At 67.4% G+C, this 22,994-nt stretch carries 23 protein-coding genes; 2 read left to right on the forward strand and 21 right to left on the reverse strand.

The genetic code is table 11. The features are described 5' to 3' along the window. Positions 1–104: 104 nt before the first annotated feature. The 11 genes from OH735_RS36055 to OH735_RS36105 form a co-directional block, all read right to left on the reverse strand. Positions 105–980 carry a universal stress protein gene (locus tag OH735_RS36055; RefSeq protein ID WP_406385905.1) on the reverse strand — a complete coding sequence of 292 codons (876 nt, stop codon included), beginning with the start codon at positions 978–980 and terminating at the stop codon, positions 105–107. A gap of 138 nt (positions 981–1,118) precedes the next feature. Then, entirely contained in the window at positions 1,119–1,745 is a 627-nt protein-coding gene (locus OH735_RS36060; RefSeq protein WP_406385907.1) for a CBS domain-containing protein, read from the reverse strand. Between the two features lie 12 nt (positions 1,746–1,757). Continuing rightward, positions 1,758–2,360 (reverse strand): CBS domain-containing protein, encoded by a 603-nt coding sequence (locus OH735_RS36065; RefSeq protein WP_406385909.1) that lies wholly within the window; start codon positions 2,358–2,360, stop codon positions 1,758–1,760. A 149-nt stretch (positions 2,361–2,509) separates the two neighbouring features. Further along, complete coding sequence (locus OH735_RS36070; RefSeq protein WP_406385911.1) at positions 2,510–3,202, reverse strand: CBS domain-containing protein; 693 nt, start codon at positions 3,200–3,202, stop codon at positions 2,510–2,512. 28 nt (positions 3,203–3,230) lie between these two features. After that, complete coding sequence (locus tag OH735_RS36075) at positions 3,231–4,100, reverse strand: universal stress protein (RefSeq protein ID WP_406385912.1); 870 nt, start codon at positions 4,098–4,100, stop codon at positions 3,231–3,233. A 109-nt stretch (positions 4,101–4,209) separates the two neighbouring features. Beyond that, positions 4,210–4,461, reverse strand: a complete 252-nt coding sequence (locus OH735_RS36080; RefSeq protein ID WP_406385913.1) for an acyl carrier protein — start codon at positions 4,459–4,461, stop codon at positions 4,210–4,212. Next, complete coding sequence (locus tag OH735_RS36085) at positions 4,458–5,813, reverse strand: dihydrolipoamide acetyltransferase family protein (RefSeq protein ID WP_406385914.1); 1,356 nt, start codon at positions 5,811–5,813, stop codon at positions 4,458–4,460. The genes OH735_RS36080 and OH735_RS36085 overlap by 4 nt, the downstream gene beginning before the upstream one ends. A 1-nt stretch (position 5,814) precedes the next feature. Continuing rightward, on the reverse strand, positions 5,815–6,816 hold the full coding sequence (locus OH735_RS36090; protein ID WP_406385915.1) for an alpha-ketoacid dehydrogenase subunit beta: 1,002 nt from the start codon (positions 6,814–6,816) through the stop codon (positions 5,815–5,817). After that, positions 6,813–7,880, reverse strand: a complete 1,068-nt coding sequence (gene pdhA / locus OH735_RS36095; RefSeq protein WP_406385917.1) for a pyruvate dehydrogenase (acetyl-transferring) E1 component subunit alpha — start codon at positions 7,878–7,880, stop codon at positions 6,813–6,815. The genes OH735_RS36090 and pdhA overlap by 4 nt, the downstream gene beginning before the upstream one ends. 25 nt (positions 7,881–7,905) lie before the next feature. Then, complete coding sequence (gene acsA / locus OH735_RS36100; protein WP_406385919.1) at positions 7,906–9,696, reverse strand: acetate--CoA ligase; 1,791 nt, start codon at positions 9,694–9,696, stop codon at positions 7,906–7,908. An 83-nt stretch (positions 9,697–9,779) separates the two neighbouring features. Continuing rightward, positions 9,780–10,478, reverse strand: a complete 699-nt coding sequence (locus OH735_RS36105) for a CBS domain-containing protein (RefSeq protein ID WP_406385920.1) — start codon at positions 10,476–10,478, stop codon at positions 9,780–9,782. Between the two features lie 282 nt (positions 10,479–10,760). On the opposite strand from OH735_RS36105, the gene OH735_RS36110 reads away from it, so the two are divergent. Continuing rightward, complete coding sequence (locus tag OH735_RS36110; protein WP_406385922.1) at positions 10,761–12,311, forward strand: HAD-IC family P-type ATPase; 1,551 nt, start codon at positions 10,761–10,763, stop codon at positions 12,309–12,311. Positions 12,312–12,376: 65 nt separating this feature from the next. Here OH735_RS36110 and OH735_RS36115 read toward each other — a convergent pair whose 3' ends face one another. From OH735_RS36115 to OH735_RS36155, 9 genes are all read right to left on the reverse strand, one after another. Continuing rightward, positions 12,377–13,000 carry a CBS domain-containing protein gene (locus OH735_RS36115; RefSeq protein ID WP_406385924.1) on the reverse strand — a complete coding sequence of 208 codons (624 nt, stop codon included), beginning with the start codon at positions 12,998–13,000 and terminating at the stop codon, positions 12,377–12,379. Positions 13,001–13,044: 44 nt separating this feature from the next. After that, on the reverse strand, positions 13,045–13,506 hold the full coding sequence (locus OH735_RS36120; RefSeq protein ID WP_406385925.1) for a cyclic nucleotide-binding domain-containing protein: 462 nt from the start codon (positions 13,504–13,506) through the stop codon (positions 13,045–13,047). A 176-nt stretch (positions 13,507–13,682) separates the two neighbouring features. After that, on the reverse strand, positions 13,683–15,029 hold the full coding sequence (locus OH735_RS36125) for a nicotinate phosphoribosyltransferase (protein WP_406385927.1): 1,347 nt from the start codon (positions 15,027–15,029) through the stop codon (positions 13,683–13,685). 757 nt (positions 15,030–15,786) lie between these two features. Continuing rightward, positions 15,787–16,371 carry an LLM class flavin-dependent oxidoreductase gene (locus OH735_RS36130; RefSeq protein ID WP_406386890.1) on the reverse strand — a complete coding sequence of 195 codons (585 nt, stop codon included), beginning with the start codon at positions 16,369–16,371 and terminating at the stop codon, positions 15,787–15,789. Between the two features lie 48 nt (positions 16,372–16,419). Then, positions 16,420–17,853, reverse strand: a complete 1,434-nt coding sequence (locus OH735_RS36135) for a hypothetical protein (RefSeq protein WP_406385928.1) — start codon at positions 17,851–17,853, stop codon at positions 16,420–16,422. Positions 17,854–18,024: 171 nt separating this feature from the next. Beyond that, the gene (locus OH735_RS36140; RefSeq protein ID WP_406385930.1) at positions 18,025–18,246 is read right to left on the reverse strand and encodes a hypothetical protein; all 222 of its coding nucleotides are present in this window, start codon (positions 18,244–18,246) and stop codon (positions 18,025–18,027) included. A gap of 25 nt (positions 18,247–18,271) precedes the next feature. Continuing rightward, positions 18,272–18,910: an NAD(P)-binding domain-containing protein gene (locus OH735_RS36145; RefSeq protein WP_406385932.1), complete on the reverse strand. Its 639-nt coding sequence runs from the start codon at positions 18,908–18,910 to the stop codon at positions 18,272–18,274. A gap of 26 nt (positions 18,911–18,936) precedes the next feature. Then, on the reverse strand, positions 18,937–19,983 hold the full coding sequence (locus tag OH735_RS36150) for a beta-propeller fold lactonase family protein (protein ID WP_406385934.1): 1,047 nt from the start codon (positions 19,981–19,983) through the stop codon (positions 18,937–18,939). A gap of 85 nt (positions 19,984–20,068) precedes the next feature. Then, on the reverse strand, positions 20,069–21,265 hold the full coding sequence (locus OH735_RS36155; RefSeq protein ID WP_406385936.1) for a Dyp-type peroxidase: 1,197 nt from the start codon (positions 21,263–21,265) through the stop codon (positions 20,069–20,071). A gap of 933 nt (positions 21,266–22,198) precedes the next feature. Between OH735_RS36155 and OH735_RS36160 the strand changes: the two genes are divergently transcribed. After that, positions 22,199–22,444, forward strand: a complete 246-nt coding sequence (locus OH735_RS36160) for an NAD-binding protein (protein WP_406385938.1) — start codon at positions 22,199–22,201, stop codon at positions 22,442–22,444. Positions 22,445–22,656: 212 nt separating this feature from the next. Here the strand turns inward: OH735_RS36160 and OH735_RS36165 are convergent, their stop codons facing one another. Then, positions 22,657–22,908, reverse strand: coding sequence for a hypothetical protein (locus tag OH735_RS36165; RefSeq protein ID WP_406385939.1), 252 nt, complete (start codon positions 22,906–22,908; stop codon positions 22,657–22,659). Positions 22,909–22,994 lie beyond the last annotated feature (86 nt).

Raw genomic sequence — 22,994 nt, forward strand, 5'->3', positions numbered from 1 at the left:
TGACTGCAGCTTTCACCCGACCGGTGGAATACGCCGACGATGCACGGCCGTACACCATTGGCTGCTGGGAGGAGACGGACTCGGGGGTGCGGCGCTGCGGGACCTTATTCGTGAGCGACGACGGCGACCGGTGCGGTGGAGTGATGGAGTATCGCGTGAGTGATTGGGCCGATGTGTGCGCCGAACGAGGACTGGCGGATGCGACGTCCGACGACGATGAGGCCCGCTCCGGAACCTGCCTCCAGGATTTGCTCGGAGGCATGTCCGACCTTTACCTGTTCGTCGAGGCTGACCGCCGGATACATGTCCCGCCAGGGCTTCAGCATGTCGTCCAGGCCGGTGTCCATGTTTTGAGCGATCTGTGCATTGACTTTCGGATTGTACGCATATCCTGAACCCGCCAGAGGAGGCAGCATCCAGCTGTGCAGCACACGGAGTGTGCAGGCCCGCCGTGATGCCTCGTCGAATGCGAAGGCGAGGAGAGCGTCGCACGGTCGGCTGATGTCGATGCCCACGACCATGTCGCGGTCCAAGTGGCATTCCTGATCGTGCGGCAATGCGTCCTCTGTCGCCCGAACCAGAACAATGGGCCGCTCCGTGGCATGGATGACCGCCATACCAACGGAACCGAGGACGAAGCCCGTGAGCGTGCCCAGCCCTCGTGAGCCGAGGACGAGCATGCCCGCGGTGGCTGTGGTGCTGGCCAGCGAGTCGGCCGGTTGCCCGTCGAACGATTCGGTGCTGATTTCCAGTTGGGGGTGGTTCTCCAGCAGCTCCTTGGAAGCCTCGCGAAGGAGGGCCTGCGCCCACTGGCGGCGCAGATCGGACCTGGCGGCAGGAATGCTGAGGGGCGAAAACCATTCTTCGGCATGTACAAGGTGCAGCGGTGCGCTGCGAAGGAGTGCCTCTCGCGCGGACCAGTGGGCCGCCGCTACGCTTTCCGCGGATCCGTCGAGGCCGACGACGATGCGTTGATTCATGATGGCCTTCCTCGGACAGGGACTGACTTGCGGTCAAGGGACTCGCCTCCTTCGAATATCTGAAGGTGGCGTTCCTGGAACGGTGACGGGCCAGCGGGTCATCAACTCGGGTACTTCGCGAGGTGCCGGAGTCATTTTCTACCGCTGGATGCCCGTTCGTGCGTCGACCGGCATGTCGTCCTGCTCGTAGTTGAGCCGATTGATCACGTCAACGACACCGTCGACACTCCGGCAGAGACGCAGGATGATGAGGACGAGGCTGTGCCGTTCCACGGTGCCGCTGAGGGTCATGAGACCATCGGCGACTTCGACGGTCAGAGACGACGGACTGATCCGGAGCGTGTGGGTGAGGACCTCTTCGAGGATCTCCTCCTGGCTTGCATGGTCCCTGCGCAGGAAGAGTTGCAGGAGGTCGCTGCGGCTCAGGACCCCGATCAGTCGGCCATCGTTGTCGACGACGGGGAGTCGCTTGACCCTGTGCTTCTCCATGACGCGGGCGACGCGGACGACGCTCCATTCGGGTGCCGCAGTGATGGCCGGGTGGCTCATGAGACCGACGGCGGTGTTCGCGCCGCTCCTGGCGTTGCGCCTGCGGAGCAGATCGGCTTCGGAGACGACGCCCACGGCACATCCCTTCTCGTCCACGACGGGCACGGCCGTGACGCCGAACTCGTCGAGGAGCCGGGCGATTTCCTTGAACGTGGTGCCGCGCTGGACGCTGACGGCCGTGGGCGTCATCAGGTCGGCGACGCTGCGATGCCTCATTGTCCGTCTCCTTCAGGCGGGGGCTTCGGCGTCGAGCCGGGCCGTCACGTCCACGACTCCCGGCACCGTGCGCGCGATACGGATCAGCACGTCGTCGAGCGATGGGTCGGGGATGGAGCCGTGCAGGTGGGCGATGCCGCCGGACACGTGGACGTGCACGGTCGCCGAGCCGGCCGGGATGAGCCGAGCCATGATCAGCTCGCGCAACTCCTCGGCGATGTCCTCGTCAGGGCGGAGGTAGATCTTCAGCAGATCACCTCGGCTGACCAAGCCGACCGGGCGGCCGTCGTCGTCAACGACCGGAAGCCGCTTGAGGTGGCCGCGAGCCATCAGCCGGGCGGCACCCGCGATGCTTGCATCCGGGGCCACCGTCACGGCGGGCACGGTCATCAGCTGACCGGCGGAGACGGCGCGGGACTCATCCGAACCTTGCGCCTTGAGCAGAAGGTCCGCTTCGGAGACCACGCCCACGACCCGCCCCTCGTCCGACAGGACGGGCAGAGCGCTGATCCGCCAACGGCGCATGGTCTCGACGATGTCCTTGAAGGGCGCTCTGCGGTTGACCGAAATGACGGCGTGCGTCATCACGTCGTCGACGGTGCGCAGATGTTTCATGATTCCTCCAAGAACAAGGGTCCGTGTATGCCCGAGCGTCGAGATGGTTGTGTACCGGCGGTAGGACCACCCGGGGGCCTGTCCGGGAACGGTCGGCCCTGGGGATCCACGCGAAGCGGTGGGTTCTTCCCTTCCCATGGCGTGAGTGCTCAGCGGTCGCCCGTGTCACGCGCTGGATCGAGATCGGGAGCCAGGTCGTCCACGGCGTATTCGAGGGACTGGTCGACGCTGACGACACCGTCGACGGATAGGCATAGATGCTCGATAATCGGGATGGATGAGTGCTCCTCGACCCCGCCACTCAGGGTGACAAATCCTTCCTGCACGGCTACTGTCACGCCCCCCGGCGTCATCCGGAGAGTTCGGCCCAGTACCTCGTCAACGATTTCATCGCGTATGGCATCGTCGTGGCGGAGCATGGGGCGCAGCAAGTCGGAGCGGCTGACGATGCCCACAAGCGTTCCGGTTTCATCGATGACCGGAAGGCGTTTGACGCCCCGTTCGTGCAGGAAGCGAGCGGTCTCGCCGATGCCCCACTCCGGCCGGGCTGTCAGCACGGGGGTGGACATCAGATCGCCGGCCGTGCGGGCGTCCATGGTGTGGCGGTCCACGGATGCCGCCTTGCGCAACTGGTCACGGCCCTCCGTGTCCGGCAGTCCGGCTTGCCTGCGGAGCAGATCGGCTTCGGAAATGATGCCGATGGGGTGGTGGCGGGTGTCCACGACGGGCAGGGCCGAGACATTGTTGTAGTCGAGGCTCCAGGCGACCGACTTGAGCGACGCTTCGGGGCTGGCTGTGGCCACAGCCCGGGTCATGACTTCGGAGACAGTGCGGTGCATCATGGTCCGATTTCCCTTTCGTTCAGGGCCGTCAGGCGTGGGCGATGACAGCTACGGGGGCGGCGGCGTGATGCAGGACGGCATGAGTCACCGGCCCGAGGTGTGCACCCAGAGGAGAGCGGCGCAGGTGCCGGCCGACGACGACGAGGTCCGAACCCGCCGCGGCCTGGACGAGTTGGCGGCTCGCGGATCCCTTGAACGCCTTCTGAGTGACGCTCACCGACGGGAATTTATGGCGCCAGGGCAGCAGCAGTTCGTCCAGCATCTGTGTGACACTCCGATCGACTTCCCGTTCGCCGTCGGAGTCGATGAAGGGGAACCCCCTGTAGGCGGGAGGAACCTTCCAGCCGTGAATTACCCGCAAGGCGCAATCGCGACGGGTGGCCTCTTCGAAGGCGAAGGCGAGAACCCTGTCAGGTGCTTCATGGATGTCGACACCCACGGCCAGCTCGCCGTACCGGGTTGGCTCGGCGTCCCCCAACTCGTCCGCCACCCGTACGAGAGCCACCGGCGTTTCGGTGGCTACGAGCGTCGCCATGCCCACCGAGCCGACGAGGAACCCCACCAGACTGCCCAGGCTGCGGGAACCGAGGACGAGCAGGCCGGCGTCAGCCGCTTCGACGGCCAGGGCTGCGGCCGGCCTGCCGGAGAGACGCCGGGTGGTCTTCTCCAGATGCGGGTACCGACGGCGTACATCCTCCAGGGCCTCGGCGAGCGCCTCATCGGCCCATCGGTCGGCCGTCTCGCGGCCAAGCCGCGGAACGGCGGGGCTGATAGGCCAGTTGATGACGTGGACGAGCCTCAGCGGCACCTCCCGCAAGGACGCCTCCCGAGCGCCCCAAACGGCGGCCGCCCGGCTCTCGGGGGAGCCGTCGACGCCGACTGTCACAAGGTGCTTCATGGCGGGAACCTCCTGCGCGCCGCAGGTCTGCGCTCTGCTCTCAGCCTGGCCTGCCAGGCAGGGACCGAGGAGGGGCCATGCGGCCCCTTGTGGGGCCGACCAGTCCCGTCTACGCCGTGGGCGTGCGCGAGGCGACGTAGTCCGCGCAGCCGTTCAAGGTGTTCAGCAAGGGATAGTCCGTCTCCGGAAGGGGGAGAGTCGTGCGCCCGCTCAGTGCCTCGACGAAATTGAGGAAGTCCAGCGAATCCATCTCCAGACCGTCCCGGAAGTTCTCGTCGGGTGAGAGCGCGGCGAGATCGGCGCCGGGCACCACGTCTGTCAGGACTTGCTTGATCAACTCGAAAGCCTCGTCGCGGTTCACAGTTCCTCCGGTCGTTGGAGCAGTCGGTCGAGTGCCGTCAGGAAGCGCGCGCCGGTCGCACCGTCACTTGCACGGTGATCGGCGGAGAGCGTGGCTGTCACGGTCGGGTGCACAGTGAGCATCCCGTCCACGGCCACAGGACGCTCGACGACACACCCCAGTCCGACGAGCGCGACCTGCGGTGGGTAGATCACCCCGAACACAGTCTCCACGCCCTGGTCGCCGAGGTTCGTCACCGTAAGCGTGGGGTCGGCGGCCTCCGAGGCACGCAGACGCCCGCCGCGAGCCCGTGAGACCAGGTCCTTGAGGGCCTTCATAAGCTCCGGCAGGGACATGGTGTCTGCGTTCGCCACTGCCGGTGCCGCCAGGCCACCACCGCGCAGGGACACGGCGATGCCGAGCCGAACACCACCGGCCGGGACGAAGGCACCATCTTTCCAGTAGCCGTTCAGCTCCGGCACCTGCCGTGCGGCCAGTGCGACGGACTTCAGCAGCAAAGCCGCAGGCACGAGCCGTTCCCCCACGGGTCTGTTCGCATTCCGATTGAGCATCCACGTCGTGGCGGCCGCGAGATCGACCGTCGTGGACAGGTAGTAGTGGGGAATGTCGCGGTTGGCGCGTGTCATCAGCGCAGAGATCGCCGAACGCGCGGTCGGTACCCCCGCAGTGAGGGAATCGGGCCTGGACCTCACTGATGGGCGAACCGGGGGCGCGGCCGACAGTCCTGGCGCTGGTGGGCGGGGTTTGTGTGTACGGTGCGAACGATCCCCCGCCGCAACACGCACGTCGTCGGCTTTGACTGTGCCGTTCCGCCCGGTTCCCCGGACCCTGTCCAGATCGACGTCCAACGACCGAGCCAGACGGCGGGCGAGTGGCGATGCCGGCACCCGGTGCCGTGGCGGGGATGCCGCCTTCTCGACATCGGCGCGGGTGATCTGGCCCCCCTTGCCCGAACCGTGCACGGTGGACAGGTCTATGTCCTTCTTCTGCGCCAAGTGCCTCACCAAAGGGGTCGACACGGCGTCGCCGGCCGGGGTGACTGCACGAACGGAGACCGCGTGGAAGCCGGGAGACGGCTCGGGCGGTTGTTGCGCAGGGGTGTGGGCTGTGGGCTCGGCCGCGGGGCCGATGACTGCCATGGGGGTGCCGACCGGCACCTTGGTGCCCGGGGCGACCAGGAGAGCACCGACGGTGCCTGAGTCGAAACACTCGACCTCGATGGTTGATTTGGCCGTTTCCACGACCGCGACAACATCCCCCTTCGTCACGGTGTCGCCGGGGCTGACCAGCCATTCGACCAGAGTGCCTTCGTCCATGTCCGCGCCCAGGGAAGGCATGGTGAATTCGGTCATGTCAGCTCACCGCCAGACGCACCGCGTCCACGATCGACGCGGGTTGGGGCAGCGCTGCCTCTTCGAGTTGCCGGGCATAGGGAATGGGTACTTCTGCGCTGCATACGCGCTGCACCGGAGCGTCGAGCTCGTAGAATGCCTGTTCGGTAATGCGGGCTGAAACCTCTGCGGCGAGACTGCCGCTGCGCCATGCCTCGTCCACAACCACAGCCCGGTGCGTGCGGCCCACGGATTCCATGATGGTGGCATCGTCCAAGGGGCGCAGGGCACGCAGGTCGAGGACCTCCGCGCTGATGCCGTCCCCTGAGAGGATGTCCGCGGCGGCCATGGACTTCGGCAGTGAACCACCGTACGTGATGACGGAGACATCCTTGCCGGGCCTGCGTACTGCTGCACTGTCGAGGTCGACGGACTCGATGGTGGGATCCAGGACGCCCGCGGCGTTGTACAGGCTGCCGTGCTCGAAGATCAATACCGGGTCCGGGTCGGCGAGGGCGGCCGCCAGCATGTGCCGCGCGTCGTCCAGGGTCGCCGGTGCGAGCACGCGAATCCCGGGGATGTGGGCATACCAGCCTTCCAGGCTGTGGGAGTGCTGGGCGCCGAGTTGCCGTCCTGCTCCTGTGGTCATGCGGATCACGACGGGTACGTTCAGCTGCCCGCCGGACATGTGCAGCAGGGTGGCCGCGTTGTTGAGGATCTGATCCAGCGCGAGGAGGCTGAAGTTGACGGTCATGATCTCGACCACCGGCCGCATCCCGCCGAGCGCGGCACCGATGCCCGCGCCGACGAACGCGGACTCCGACAGGGGAGTGTCCCGGATCCGGTCGGGGCCGAACTCTTCCAGGAGTCCCAGGCTGACGCCGAAGCATCCGCCGTATCTGCCGACGTCCTCTCCCATGAGGAAAACCCGCTCGTCGTGCAGTGCTTCGCGCAGTGCCTCGCGGAGCGCTTCCCGGTAGGTGGTCGGTGGGGGAGCCTTTGTGGATGCCCGGCGCGCGTTCATGTGGTGCTCCCCGGTTCACTCGTCACGTAGCGGAGCAGGTCCGCGACGGGCTCCGCCGGCGCGTCCTCCGCAGACTGAACGGCCTGCTCGATCACATCGAGCACGTCCTGCTCCAGCTGTTCCATCGTCCGGTCCCCGAGCTGTCCTTCGGAACGCATCCGGTCCGCCAGCCCTTGGAGCGGGTCGCGTCCCTTCCACTGCTCGATTTCGGACTTGGCACGGTATCGGTCCGGGTCGTACATGGAATGAGCGCGGAACCGGTAGGTCTGTGCTTCGAGGAAGTGCGGTCCGTTGTCCGCCCGTATGGACTCCGCGGCCTGACGAGCGGCGGCTTCGACGGCGAGCACGTCCATGCCGTCGACGGTCCAGGCGGGCATGCCGTAGGAAGAAGCGCGCATCGCGAGATTGGTCTGCGCGTGTTCACGGGCCAGGCTTGTTCCCATCGCGTACAGATTGTTCTCACAGACCAGCAGCAGGGGCAGCCGCCACAGTGCCGCGAGGTTGGCCGTCTCGTGGAACTCACCTTCCGCGAAGGCGCCGTCACCGAAGAAGCAGCAGGTGACACGAGCGCTGCCGCGCATCCGGTCGGCAAGTGCGAGCCCGGCTGCCAAAGGCAGCCCACCGGCCACGATCGCGTTGCCACCGTAGAAACGGCGGCCTGCGTCGAACAGGTGCATCGAACCGCCATGTCCACGGCTGCAACCGGTGACCTTGCCGTACATCTCGGCCATCACTGCGTCGGCGGGCACGCCACGGGCCAGAGCATGCCCGTGCTCGCGGTAGGTGGACACCACAGCGTCCTCCTGGTGCAAAGCCTCGTTCACGCCAACGGCGACGGCCTCCTCACCGATGTAGAGGTGGACGAATCCTCGGATCTTCGCGCTGCTGTAGAGCTCGACGCATCGTTCTTCGAATCGGCGGATGACGAGCATCTCCCGGAGGAGGGAAAGACGGTGATCGGATGCGGTCGCGCCGTGGGCAGTAGCGGTGGACGCCTTCTTGCGCGCGCCCTTGCGCGCTGCCGGACGGGCTCGTCCGTCGGTCCGTGCGGTGGTGCTGCTCATCGTCGTGCCTTCTTTCGCAAGTGCCTCATCCCGGGCTCTCGACCGTGGACAGATCTCCTTCGGGCAGCCCCATCTCGCGGGCACGCAGCACCCGACGCACGACTTTGCCGCTGCGAGTCCTGGGGAGGTTCTGCTCGAACTCGATCTCCCTGGGAGCCACGGCGGGCCCCAGTCGCTGCCGTGCGAACGCCAGAAGTTCTCGCTTCAGGTGCGTGTCGGGTGAGTGGCCCGGCCGCAGCGACACGTATGCCTTGACGACCGCTCCCACGACAGGATCCGGACGGCCGATGACGCCCGCTTCCGCGACGGCGGGGTGCTCCATGAGCGCACTCTCCACCTCGAACGGACCGATCAGGTGCCCTGCCGACTTGATGACGTCATCGGCGCGGCCCACGAACCAGAACCAACCGTCCCGGTCCCGCTTCGCGAGATCGCCCGTGAGGTACCAGCCGTCCGCGAAGCATGCCGCGTAGCGGGCTTCTTCGTGCAGATAGCCCCGGAACATGGACGGCCAGCCCGGACGCAGTGCCAGTTCTCCCTCGATGCCCGGTTCGCCGATCACGCGTACGTGTCCGTCGGTTACCTCGGCGCGGCCGTCCTCGCCACGTTCGAGAAGGCCGGCGTCGACGCCGGGCAGGGGGCGCCCCATGGAGCCCGGGCGGATGTCGCTGGAGGCAAAGTTGGCGATCATGATGGCGCCCGTCTCCGTCTGCCACCAGTTGTCGTGGATCGGCAGGCCGAGGACGTCCTGCCCCCAGAGGACGGCTTCGGGGTTCAGCGGCTCGCCCACGCTGGCGATGAAGCGGAGGGCCGACAAGTCGTACGGTCCGGGGAGCCGCCTGGTTCCGTTCCGGGGGGTGGCGCGCATCAGCATGCGGATCGCGGTCGGCGCCGTGTACCAGACCGTGACCTTCTGGCTGTCCAGGATGCGGTACCAGCGGTGTACATCGAAGTCGCCCTCGTCCACCACGAGGGTCACTCCGTGCGTGAGCGGAGCGATGATGCCGTACGAGGTACCGGTCACCCACCCGGGATCCGCCGTGCACCAGTAGACGTCGCCCGGGCGGAGGTCGAGTGCGAAGGCCGCCGTCGCATGATGGGCGACGACGGCCTCGTGCACGTGGACCGCGCCCTTGGGCCTCCCGGTTGTGCCGCTGGTGAAATGGAGCAGCGCCATATCCTCCGGATCGGTGGGAGGAACGGTGTACTCCGGCGACGCCTGCTTCATCATTTCGGCGAACGAAACCGTTCCAGGCGGCGGATTTTTGACGGGGCCGACGAGCAGCACATGTTTCAAGCGCGGCAGGCGGTGCCTGTTCTCCTTCACCTTGCGCCGGTACAGCTCCTGCGTGGTGACAAGAACCCGGGCGTCGCCCAGTTCCAGCCGCTGGCGTACGGGCTCAGGGCCGAACGCGGAGAACAGCGGGCACAGCACGCGGGCGCCGCGCAGCGTGCCCAGCACTGTCGCGTAGAGTTCCGGGCAACGGCCCAGGAGCGTGAACACCATCTCCTGCCGAGCCACCCCCATGGCCGTGAGTGCGTTGGCGAAGCGCCCTGTGAGGCAGGCGAGCTCGCCATAACTGATATGGGTCACCGTGTCGTCCGCTGCGATGCAGCGCAACGCCTCCCGACCGCCAAGGCCTGCGTCCACCTGGCGGTCCACGGCTTCGTATCCCATGTTCAGCCCGCCACCGGGCAATCCGGCCAGCCGCGACCGAGCCTCGTCCCAGGTGAATTCGGCGCGGATCCGCTCATAATCCTGGAGTTCGAAGGCGGCACCGGGCCTGGGCTGCTTATGGATGATGCGATGGTCCATGGCCGGGTCCTTGTCCTCGCACTGGAATCCTGAAGGAGATGCTGCGGCGCATCGCCATGAGCGGCGATGACAGCAGCGCGTCCTCACGGCTCTGCGGACGGTCCGTGCGCGGTCCACTGGGAGGAGGTGGGTACGGGGCCGTCCACGGTTGCGGACACATGGCTCACGACCGCGACCACCCCGTCGAGCTGTTCGGCCAGGCAAGTCAGGATCGCGATCTGGTTCTGGCTCTCCAGCCGGCCTTCCAGGGTGACAACGCCGTCCATCACATGGACGCTGACGACGTCGGCTCTGAGCCCCATGGTGCCCACAAGTACGTCCTCGACGAGGCGCCGTCGAATCTCCGCGTCGGAGCGCAGAAAGAGGCGCAGCAGGTCTCGGCGCGTGACGATGCCGACGAGTCTGTCCTCGTCGTCCACGACCGGGAGCCGCTCCACGCCACTGCGCATCATCAGCCGGGCGGCGTCCGGTGCGGTCTCGTCGGCGTGGACGGTCACCGCCGGTGTCGACATGACCTCGGCAGCGGCGAATTCCGCTCCGGACGAGACTGCGGTCCCGGTGGCGGCGTCAGGGACGTCGCCCGTCATGAGGTGCCTCGCCGCCTGTCGGTTCAGCAGGTCGCTCTCGGAGACGACGCCGACGACCCGGTCTTCGTCGTCGAGCACGGGCAGTCCGCTGATGTTGTGCTGGGCGAGCAGTTTCGCGACCTCTTTGAAGGAGGTGACCGGGACGACCGAGACGACCTCGTCGGTCATCAGGTCTCCCACTTTGATGCGCTTCATGGAGGCGCCTCCTGCCGTCTCGCAGGGACCCGCACGGACGCAGCGCCCGCAGGTTGTTCAGGGACCACGATCCGCCGGGCTGTACTGGGAGGAGGAGGGCCGAATGGGTCGTGGCCGGGACCGGTCGGACCCAGATCGGGCGTCCGGGCACCCGTGCACGGCAGGATTCTCTCGACAGGGTCCATCGGCCCCCCGGGCGGTCCTGAGCGGCCCTCTCTCCGCAGGGGTCCGTGGTGCCAGCGTGAGAGTTGACCCTTCAGTGGCCCTCGGTGAGGAGGAACCATGAAAGGCACCACCGGCAGTCCGGAACTGGGCTCCGTCGTCGTCGGTGTCGACGGCTCCGAGCCGGCCCGCCGGGCGGCGCTGTGGGCAGCGGCCGAGGCCACTCGCCGAGACAGCCCGCTGCGCATCGTCTACGCGGCTGACACGGACGGCCGGGTTCTCTACCTCTCGGCGGAGAGCGTCGAGCGCGTTCGCGGCGCGGGCCACGAACTGCTTCGGGAAACCGCCGCTGCCGTCGCGGAACAGTATTCCGGTCTGCACGTCACCACGGAGTTCAGCCGCGGTGCACCTGTCCCGAGCCTGCACCGGACCGCCGGCCTGCGCGGCACCGTCGTGGTGGGCAACCGCGGTCTCGGCGGGTTCAAGAACCTCATGCTCGGATCCGTCGGTCTGAAGGTCGCCGCCGGAGCCACGACGCCCGTCATCGTGGTCAGGGGCACCGACAACGGGACCGAGACCGGAGTGGTGCTCGCCGCGGTCCGTGACGAGCACGACGCCGAATGCGCCCGGTATGCGGCGCGCGAAGCCGAGATCCGTAAGGCGTCGCTGCGGCTGCTGCACGTGTGGAACATTCTCGAATCCGCCGGACTCGTCGTGACGATGCTCGACGATGTCGAAGCGATCGCCGGTGAACACGTCCATCACCTGATGGCCGTGGCGGACCGGATCCGCGAGGAATTCCCGGATCTGAACGTGCAGGCGGATGCCGAGAAGAGCCTGAGCGCCGCCGGGGTCCTGGTGGAGGCATCGCGCCACGCGGATCTGCTGGTGATGGGCGGGCGGCGGTCGCCCGGTTTCATCGGGCCCACCCTCGGGCGGGCGACGCACAGCCTGCTGCACCACGCGCACTGCCCCGTGCAACTCATTCCGCGGCAGGGCTGCTGGGTGCGGCGCACGATTGTGATCGGTGACCACCCGGATGCGGTGGTCATCGGTCTGGTGATCGTCTTCAACACGACGGTGGGGGTCGCGCAGGAGATGCGGGCCGACCATGCAGTGGCGGCCCTGTCGACTATGTCGGCCCCGAGCGCTCGCGTCCTGCGTGATGGCACCGCACGGGAGGTCGCCGCAGCTGTTGTGGTGCCCGGCGACGTATCGCTTCTCGGCGAGGGCGACATCGTTGCTGCCGACGCCGAGCTCATCGAAGCATCCTCCCTTCTCACCGACGAATCCATGCTCACCGGGGAATCGGTTCCCGTGCACAAGGACGCCGGTTCGCTGCTGAGCGCAGGGACTGTCGCGATGCGCGGACGAGGCGTCGCGACGGTCACGGCCACCGGCGCCGCCAGCGCGCTCGGCCGTATCGCCGCACTGCTCGACGGCACGCGCGAGCCGACACCACTGCAGCACCGTCTGGCCTCCCTGGGCCGCATCCTGGCCGTCGTCACCCTGGGACTGTGCCTGGCGGTCTTCGTCCTCGGGCTCGCACGCGGCCTGCCGGCCGGAACCATGGCTTACGACAGTGGCGACAGCCGACTTGATCAAGGAGATTGGTACGGCCCGGCCGGGTTTCAGCAGCAGCGCAGTCACGACACTGCCCCCGCAGCGTAGAGGTCGAGTGCCCGCACGGCGGAGCCGGACCGGCTGCTGTGGGACGCACCTGCCTGGAGGAAACTTCAGCCAAGTTCCATGCGCACGTCCACGACGCCTTCGACCGCGCGAATGGCCCGAGCCAGCAGTGGCACCAGGGCACGGTCCTGAAGGGGTCCTTGCAGGGTGACGACACCATCCAGCACAGAGAATTCCACCCGGTCCGGGGGAGAGAGATCGGCGACAACAGCGGATCGGATCTCCTCGTCGATCTCCTCGTCCGGGCGCAGAAACACCTTCAACAGGTCGCTGCGGCTCACGACGCCCTCCAGCATGCCGAGATCGTTCACGACGGGCAGTCGTTTCACTCGCTTGCGCGCCATGATGCGGGCGGCCTCGGCGAGCGTGGCATCGGGGTGGACGGTGACGGCCGGACTCGACATCAGCCCCTCGGCCAGCACCGCGTCGGCTTTGGACGCCTCCTCCAGTTGGCCGGGCAACTTCGGGTCGTCCTGCCGGAACTCCTCCTTCGGTAGCAGGTCCGCCTCGGAGACGACCCCGACGACGCGGCCCTCGCCTTCGAGGACCGGCACGGCGCTGACTTTCCACTGGTGCATCAGCTCGACGATCTCCTTGTACGAGGCCTCGCGGCCGATGGCCACGGCCGTGTGGGTCATGACGTCGCTGACGGTGTACCGGGATGCGGCCATGGGGTGCTCCGTAAGTTGTTGGGTGGCCCGGGCGGGCGGCGTGCTCACACAAACCCGCCGCTGCCATGAGGGGCGTAGAGATCGAGCAGACGGATCCGAGTGGCCTGCAACCGGTGGGCGAGAATCTGCCCGACCCAATGGCCGATGGCCGAACCGAAGGCGGGATCTGCGTCCATCATCATGCGTACGGTCGCCGCGTCGAACTCATGGGTACGGACAGGCGTCATCGCCTCTGCTCCGAGGTGCCAGACGTAGGGCTCGAACAGCCAGGCCCAGCCGACCAGTTCGCCGGAGCCGAGGCTTTCGATCGCTGCCGGGGAACTGCCCGGTACGCGGATGTCCAGCGTGACGGTGCCCGAGCGCAGGATCCAGAAGCGGTCTGCGCGGTCCCCTTCTTGGAAGAGGCGGACTCCCTCCGCGAAATTGACCTCCTGTCCGATCTGCATCAGGCGGTCACGGTACTTGGCAGGCAGAGCTGCGGTGATGCGAGTCGGAGAAGCGCTCATCGGTGTCCTCCTCTGTAGCCTCCGATATCAGCATCGCCGGACAGCCAGTTCACGGACATGAGTCGACCGGCCCCCGCCGCGGTCCCGTCCGGCCCTAGTGGGCAGGCTCTGTGATCTCAGAGCACTTGACGGCTCCGTCGGCCGATTCACTCCTTGCGCCCGATCGCGAGATCGGATCAGACGGCTCCGTGAGTGCCACCCAGCAGATTCTTCTCGATATACCGGCGGACATCTGCGGTGAGCGAGCTGAGGCGTCCTGAGAGTTCCGCTTCTGGCGCGATGGGCGCCCGTATGGCGCGGGCCCCGGGCGGCAGTGCCGCGAGGTCGGCCATGAACCTTTGCCGCGCTGTGTCCAGCTCTACACGTTCCGAAACACGGCGCCCCTCCCGCATGACCGACTCCAGCAGCGGGACGCCATCCGGCGGCGGCTGCTCATCGACGAGGGCTATCAGATCCGCGTATCCCGGCCTTCGGAACACCTGCTTACGTCCGGGCGCCGTCACCTTGGCCGATGACAGTTTCATCACCGGCCGCCCGGCGTACTCGACCAGCTTGTACGCGGAATCCAGGTAGGGGGCATCCGCACAGACGCCGATCCGGGTGCCGACCGCGTACGTATCGATGGGCGCTTCGGAGCGGACCAGACGGTCCACGGCGAATTCGTCGAGACCACCGCTCGCCACAATCCGTGTCTCCTGGAGGCCGGCAGCATCGAGAATGGTCCGCGCCTGGACGGCCAGGGCTCCGAGGTCACCGCTGTCCAGCCGGATGGCGCTGCCCGGGCCGAGCCCCAGGTCGCGCAGCACGCGCGCCGCCGTCGCCACGCCTGTCACGGTGTCGTAGGTGTCCACGAGAAATGTCACCTGGCCCGGATGGGACCGGGCGAAGGCCCGGAACGCGTCCTCCTCGGCACCGAACGCCTCGATGTACGAGTGGGCCATCGTGCCGACAGCGGTCAGGCCCTCCGAGTGAGCCGCCGCCACATTGCTGGTTCCGGCGAAGCCGACCATGGCACCCAGCCGGGCGGCCTGGTATCCGGCTTCGATGCCATGAGTGCGGCGCAGGGAGAAGTCCACGACCGGGTGTCCGTCGGCGGCCAGGACACACCGGGCGCATTTGGAGGCGACGGAGGTCTGGTGGTTGATCTGGTTGAGTACGTAGGTCTCGACGAGCTGGGCCTGCGGGAGAGGTGCAGTGATTTCCAGTAGGGGTTCTCCGGCCAGCACGACGTGCCCTTCGGGTACTGCCCGGACTTCGCCGCTGAATTCCAGGCCGAGCAGCGGTGCCAGATCCTCGGGCCGCCGTCCCATCACAGAGGCGAAGACGTCCACGTCATCTGCGTCTACACGATAGGCGGAGAGGAAATCGAGGACCGAATCGAGCCCGGCACAGACAAGGAAGCCTCGGTCCGGCGGCAGATTGCGCACGAACAGACTGAACGTCGCCGAACCGGTCATGCCCTCGCTCAGATACGACTGAGCCATCGTGACCTCGTAAAGGTCGGTGCTCGTGGCATTCGACATCGACGGCACCTTCCTCCCCGTCGCGTCATCCCTTCCGGGACTGCCGCCCGGCCCCCGCGCCGCACTACCCTGCACCCCTCCCTCCACTATCGGCCTCCTGCGTCTCGTGGGCCAGCGAGACGCCGGGGCGGCAACCAGCACCGCCGAGTCTCTTCTGCCGCTGCCGAAGAGCACGTCGTGCATGCGGACCAGCCGGACCACGAAGGGGGGCCGAACGCACTCTCCGCTTATTTGATCAAGCATCGGACAACCCCTAGCGGCTGCTGCACGTCGCCGCTCGCCTCACCTGCGGTGGCCGACGCCTCGGCCTACGGATATCGGCGACCTGGCCATGGCGAAACGAACTGGCCGAAGCCTTCCACCGCCTCACCGCTCTGCCCCGACCAGCCAGCTGACCGACAACCACCCTGACCACCCACAACCCGAAGGACCCCGGAGAACCCGACCACCGCGCCGGGCCTCCGCCATGCCCAAACAGCGAAATCACCTCGACCACCTCGACGGCGGACGATCAGTAACACCTCACCACCCAACCGATACGGCGAGGCTAGGCGTGCACCTGCCATTCGATCTGGCTCTCGGAGGTATCTCCGACGCGATCAGCCCACTCGCGAGCGACGAAGACCGGGCGCGTGAGGAGAATGTCTCCAGCGCGTTGTGCACGCAGCCGCAGTCGGAGTTCATCGGCCCCGGGGTCGCCTTCGTTGACGGTTGGCCGCGATTGCGGAGGTTGCTGTACTTCGGTCCCGGCGAGCGGTCACAGTCCGACCGCGTCGGCGAGCATGTCCACCTGTTCCAGTCCGCCGCCGTGGGGGAAGAGGATGAGTTCGTCGCAGCCCGCCTCGGCGTAGGCAGCGGCCTCGCGGGCCACTCCTTCGGGTGTGGTGAGACCGGCTTCTACGCTTTCGCGGGTGTAGGTGCCAGAGGTGTAGTAGTTCGCAAGGCGGTGGTGCAGACGTTGTTCTGCGTTCGGGCCGAGCGAGAAGTGCGCGGTCGCCACCAGGCGGGGCGTCCCCTCCTTGCCCGCGTCCTGCCACGCTTGTTGCACCCGCGGGAGGACGGTCTGGAAGTTCGCCACGCCTTGGACGCCACCGATCCAGCCGCGACCGTAAGTGATCATCCGCCGCAGCGCGGGCTTGGTGAACCCACCGAACAGCATCGGGGGGCCGTCGGCCGTGGCCGGACGTGGTCCGATACCGCCGTGGTCCTGCCACTGCCGGGTGGCCCGTTCGAGCAGTGCGTCGAACAGCTTGCCGCGCTGCCGGAAATCGACCCCGCTTGCGCTGTAGTCGTCCTCCCTGGCGCCGGGTGCCAGGCCCAGCACGAGCCGGCCATCGGACAGGCGGTCGAGCGTGGGCTTGAGCTGTGGCGGCCAGGCGCGGACCGTTGATCAGGGTTGTCCGGAGTCGCTGTAGCGTCCTCCGGTGGACTGGTTCCAGACGCGTCGGTTGCTCATCTCGGAGATGAAGTCGACGTGAGCCTGCAACGGCCAGGAGATCCGCTTCCAGTCGCCGATGACGTACGTCATGTTGTAGGGGCCTTCGGCCGGGGTGGTCAGGTATGTGGGCGCCACCTGCTTGTAGTAGGCCTCGACGGCCTCGGGGAGTTTGTCGGCGCTGTCGGTGAGCAGCAGCGGGGAGTGGAAGCCGAGGTGGGACAGGGGCGCCGAGGCGACCGCGCCTTGCCAGTCGTCCCGCCTGACGAGGGTGAAACCGTGGCCCGGCCCGGTGATGTTCCAGCCCACCATGCCCGCGGGGTCCCACATCTTGGCGAACGCGATGGCGGTGGTCTCCGGTGTGTTCTTCGGGGTCGCGTTGAAGGCGACGGGGTCGTCGTTGGTGATGCGCTGCACGGCACCGTAGGCATTGAGCTGCTTGGCGACGGCGGGGGATATCTGGTCCGGTCCGCCCCACAGGTAGATGGTGGCCCGGCCCATGCGGCGTTTGAGCGCGGTGACGGTCTCCGGCGGGATGCCGTCCCGGGTGACCCACAGGATTGCGGTGGGCATGTGGGAGGACCAGTGGGTGGCGGGCAGGGCGTACTCCCAGGAGTCCATGGACGCGATCATCACGTCCATCATTCCGGCGCCCCCTTGGCTGCCGCTGTTACCCATCTGCGGTACGCCGGTGTCCGGGTTCTGGATGCTGCCGTAGACACGGTCGACGGCGTCGGCGAGCGCTGGGACGGTGGGCGCGGTGATGCTCTGGAAGGTCATGCCGATGGCCTTGAGCTGCGCCTGGACAGCCGGGTTGGCCGCCGCGCCCACCAGGAAGGCGTCGATGTTGTGGTGGCGGCTGATGCCCGTGTCGCCCAGGCGCTTGAGCTCGTTCAGAGTGACCTGGGGAATGCCCGTCTTGGTGACGTAGAGGATGGGCGCGTCGTCTGGGAAGTGGATGAGAGGGACGGCTGTGATGCCCGTCAGCGGATCGTCGGTGGTGATCAGGGTGACAGCCCAGGGCCGGTCGGGGACGTTGTCGTTCTCCCCCGGGGCGTTCTCCGGGAGCGCGGCCGGCCAGATGTGCTGGGTGACGGACACCGCTTCCTGGAATGGGTCGGAACCGTAGAGCCGCTGGGTGGTCTTGGTGCCGATGGTGGGCACCAGGGTTGGCGCCTCGGGTGGCGGAGGGACCCGGAAATCTCCGCTGCCGGTGGGTCGGCCGAAGGGGTAGAGGTTCGGGTCGGGCGGTGTGGGAGCTGCGGCAGGGAACGCCGCCACCATCGTGGTGGCCATCAGCGCCGCGCCGCCCGCCAGCAATGCCGCCCGCGTCGGTATCAGTTTGTGCCTGGGGAGTATGCGGCCGGGCCGCAGGTGTCGTGTCACCAAGGGAACAGTCTCCTCACCCTGGGGGTTGCCCAGTGCTGGACCGGGAGTGCGGCGCCGCTGTCCACGCAACGTCCCAGTAAACGAAATCCGCCGAAAAGGAGGGCCCGATGCCCGGCTGGGCGGTCCGGTCCCTCGGCGGGAAGCACACCGCGGCTCTGTCAGGTCCCAGCATCAGCGGATCAGTGCCCGCCGTCGCGCCCGGACGGACATACGAGTGATCTGGAGTGATCGCCCAGGCGCCAGGGACGCTTGCAACGGTGGCGAGGAGGCGTCGTCCATGACGCCTACCTTCTGCAATTCGTACGGCATCGCGAGCGGGCCGGCCTCGAGCACTCGGACGAACGTCGCGTGGTCGACACCGAGCGCGTCGCACAGCGCAAGGACGTCGCTCATGGCGACCGTCGAGGCAGCCATCCAGTCATTGACCACGAGCTTGACGGCGCTGCCCTCGACCCCTGTTCCGACGTGGAGCACGGACGAGCCGAGTTCGTCGAGTAGTCGAGTAGAGGACGCGCCCGCGTGAGGACGTTCTCGGGGCCGGCTGCCAGCCAGACAAGTTTGCCCTGCCTAGCCGGAGCGGTGCTTCCCAGACCGGTGCGTCGAGGTACGCAACACCGTGATCACGGGCCAGACCGGCCAGCGCGTCGGCGTGCCGTGGCCCTACCGTGCTCGCCTGCACCCAGATGGCATCGTTGTCGAGCCGACCGATGGCATCTGACATGACTTCCGCGACCGCATCGCCGTCACGGAGGACAGTGATGACGACGGACGCGCCGGAGACTGCATCGCCCACCGCTCTCACTGCCGTGACCCCGGCAGCGTGCTCCGCCACCGTACGGGCCCTCTCCTCCGTGCGGTTCCAGAGCCGTACCTCGTGGCCGGTATCTCCGAGGCGCATCGCCATCTCGGCGCCGAGTGCGCCTGCTCCCAGAACAGCGACGGTGGAAGCGTGAGACATGGAAGACTCCTTCTCTGTTCCTCTTGTCCATGTTCCGCCGGCAACCCGCGTCCCCGGGCATCCAGGTCCCGAGCGCCGGCGTCTTCGACGCGGACACACACACGATCCGGCGGTACGTCGCGGGCTCAGCTCACCGCCACGCCGTAGGGGCTGGCACCGAGGGTGACGGTCGCGACGACCTTGTGGGAATTCGGGTCGATGACCTTGAGGGTGCCCGCTCCCTGGTTCGTGACATAGATCGCCTCGCTGGTGACCTCCAGGTTGAACGGGTCGGTGCCGGGAGCGCCCAGGGCAATGGTCGCCGAGACACGGTGGCTGCTGGTGTCGATCACGGATACGTTGCCCGGGCCGAGGTCGGCGGAGTATGCGAAGCGGCCGTCGGGCCCGACGGCCACGTCGAAGGGGCCCTCGCCGACGGACACGGTGGTCACCTTGCCGGTACGGGTTCCGACGGCAAGGACGTGCGCTGCCACTTCGTCGGCGACGTAGGCCGACTTGCCGTCCGGGGTGATGGCGACGCCCACCGGGGAGCGCCCTGCGGGGAGGTTCCGGTCGACCCGGCGCGTGCGGGTGTTGATGACCGACAGGCTGCCGGACCCGGAGTTCGCCACGTAGGCCGAACCACCGTCAGGGCTGAACGCCACGTTCACCGGAGATTTGCCGACCGGGATGGTCGCGGTCACCCGGTTGGTTCGGGTGTCGATCAGCGAGACGGTGTTCGAACTGCCGTTGGTGACGTAGAGGAAGCCGCCATCGGGACTGAGGCCGACACCGGTGGGGCTCTTCCCGACCGGCACGGTTGTGACGATCTTTTTGTTCCCGGTGTCGAGGACCGAGACCCGGTCCGAGCCGCTGTTGGCGATGTACACGTGTTTGCCGTCCTTGGCGACCGCGACGCCTTCGGGCGTCACGCCGGCCGGTACGGTTGCGATGACCTTGTAGGTACGGGCGTCGATCACCGAGAGCGTGTTGTCCTGCTGGTTCGTGACGTACACGCGGCTATTGGCACCGGCACGGACGGGCGTAGCCGGCACGGCGGAGTCCTTGCGGACCGAGGTGGCGGGCGTACAGGAGATCAACAGGATCCCGATGCCCGCCGCGAGTGCCGGCCGGAGCGTTCTGCCGGGTCGCCGGCGGCCGTTGCCGACTCGGGTCCGCAGGGCAGAGAACATCTCGCCTCCTGTGCGCATTGCGATGGTTCGTTCCGGGGCCGGGCGGGGCGGCGTCTCGCCGACGCCGGCCGGGGGCAGAGAAGGGTCAGGTCAGGAGCCCGCGGGCGTAGTAGTCCTTCTCGTCCCGAACTCCGGGGAGCGCGAAGAAGTAACCGCCGCCCCGGGGGCTGATGAATGGCACCAGTGTTTCGTCTTCCAGCCGGGTCTGCATGGCGACGTAGGTGTTCAGCTCTTGCTGGAAGCAGACGAATGCATGGCCCATGTCGAGTTCCGGTGGGTTGGGGCTCCGGTCGTAGTCGTAACTGCGACGCAGGATGGTGCTGGTCGCCGCGGTCTGCGGAGTCTGGGGATTTGCGAGGCGGATGTGAGAATTCAGCGGGGTGATCAGGCCCTGCGGGTCGTTGGTGTAGATGGGGTCGAGGAGATCCGTGACGTTCTCATCCACGGCGTACATGGGGGCGCCACTCGCCTTGCGGCGGCCGAAGATTTGCTCTTGTTGAGCGACGGGCACCTTCTGCCACGCCTCGATGAAGAAGTGCACGATACGCACCACGTGGTACGTGCCGCCCGCGGCCCAGTCCGGTTCGGCGCTCTTCGGCTGGACCCAGACCACCTGATTCATCTGGGTGTCGTCGGTGACGGTCGGGTTGGAGATGCCGTCCTTGAAGCCGAACCAGTCACGCCGGACACCGACGGGACGCTCCGGATTACGCTGGCCGTCGATGCGCCAGCGCAGCTTCATCGCGGACTTGGTGTGGGTCAGGATGTCGATCAGTGCGTGCACCGTCGTGTCGCGGTGATCGGCGCAGATCTGGATCAGCAGGTCGCCCTGGCTCAGCGCGGGGTCCAGGTCGTCGTGGCGGAAGGGCGTCATCGTGACGAGCTGGACCGGCTTGCGCGTGCTCAATCCGTAGCGGTCGTCGAAGAGAGACGCGCCCACTCCGACTGTCAGAGTGAGACCATCCGCCACGAATGTGGGTCCCATGATGCCGTTGTCCGATGGCGTTGCGGTCGGGGGAACCTCCGGTGGCTTGCCGCCCGCCGTGAGGAAGCGGGCTCGCGAGGTCAGCGTGTGGAACAGGTCAGTGAGCTCTGCGCGGTCGGAAGCGGTCACGTCGAACGAGACGAAAATCGCGTCCTGTTGGGGCGCAGTGGCGATGCCTGCCTGGTGATAGCCGTGAAAGGGAATCGTGTTGGATTTCGGTTGCTCCTTGATCTCGACCATCGTGTCGGCGAGCGCCTCACCGCTGCCAAAGGCTGCCCCGCCCGCCACTCCGGCCACGCCCGCGGCGGCGCCGTGCAGAAACGACCGCCGGGCAAACGCACTCGCCGGGCACCCTTCGCCGCTCCACCCGTCCTCCAGGTTCGCGGATGTCTCGTCAGTCATGGTTCCCCTCAGGCAAGGAGCCGGGTGGCAAGCCGTACGGCGCTGCCGCGATCGGATTCCGTGAGCCGGCCCCGGCCGACAGGCGCGCGACCGCATGCGGCATCTCAACCAGCGTCGGGATTGCGGCCAGATGCATAACTGTTCCGCAAAACGTAATATATTGGACGGGCGCGCTCGTGCCACTTGGAGAGACGGCGCTTGGTCAACCTCTTCGACCACCGACGTTGCGCCGGGGCGCGGCCCGTCGAGCGCGCGGTGGCGAGAACAACCCTGTGGTGTGAATGGATCGTACGAATGCCACCCGGAGCAGGTGGACACCCTCAGTCACTTCTTCAGCTCGTACGCCGAGGAAGTGCCCTCATGGCCGATCCGCAAGGTCGCCATGCTCGCCAGGTACGCATCACTCAATGAGTTCTGTCATCGGTGGAATCCGAACGGCTCGGACGTCCGTCTGGTTCGGGTGGATCGTCGCCGTCGATGAGCGCCACCTGTGCATCTGTCCTGGCCTGTGGCTTCGCCATTCTGACGCGCCCCATTCCTATGCCGAGTGCATCGGCGCGACTTGACGCCTGTTGCGGCGTCGAGCCGCGCCGATCCGCCATCGACACGTCACCATGTGGGTGGACGACGACCTGCCGGGCCGGCGCGTCGCGGGCCGGTGCGAGCCGCTGAGCCGGCACGGTAAGCACCCGCCAGGCGGTTGACGCGGCCCAGTTCGCTCGACGCCCTCGGACACCACTCCAGCGTAGAGGCCCAGGAACTCGGATCACTGCCCTGCCACACGCCGGCCCCTCTGTGTTCCCTGTACACGCCTCCCGCTCAAAGCCCTTGCCGGGACCGTTCACCATGCCGCTGCTGCGCAAGGACCTCGACCTGGGATTGTCCGCGGCCCGCGAGCTGGGGGTCCCGATGCCGCTCGCCGCCGCCACCGCTCAGCTCGTCGCGGGTGCCATCGGCGCGGGACACGTCGAGGAGGACTTCGCCACCTTGATCCTCGAACAGGCCAGGAACTCCGGCATCACACTGAAATCCCAGAACGTGCCCGTGGACGACGGTCTGTCACCGCGGGCATGACCTGCCGACCGGCACCACCGGCCCCGGCAAGGTCGGGACGCAGGAGGGTCTCCGCGGCGACGTCGGCGATGTCCGGGACGTCGATGTAGTTGCAGGGCGCGTGACACATTGCCCGATGAGGACGCCGTCGACGCCGAGTGAGACCGTGGTAGCCTCCCCGGCCGCCCTCTGGCGCGTGTCCTCAACGAGCGGCGCACCTGAGCCGGCTGGTGCTAGCGGCCGGTGACGTTGAGTTCGGTGTACATACCGGCCAGGTAGTGGCCGGGGATGTTGCAGACCAGCTCGTAGCGGCCGGGCCGCAGCGTCAGCGTGATCCATCCGATCGTTCCCGGGGCGATGCCGTCTCCCGCGCCCGCGCCGCAGCTGCGTGACGCCTCGCCGAGGCTGCCTGTCTCATCGATGCGCCTGTCCGGACCGGTAGGCCGCTGTCCTGGGGCCTGGGCCGCGGACAGCGGCAGCACCATCACCTCGTGCGTGAGGTATCCGGCGTTGACCGCGCGCAGCGAAACTGTCCGGCCGTGACGGTGGTGGGGTGAGCGATCAGGCGCAT

It is taken from the genome of Streptomyces sp. NBC_01618 (genome assembly GCF_045209435.1).
Taxonomy (GTDB): Bacteria; Actinomycetota; Actinomycetes; order Streptomycetales; family Streptomycetaceae; genus Streptomyces.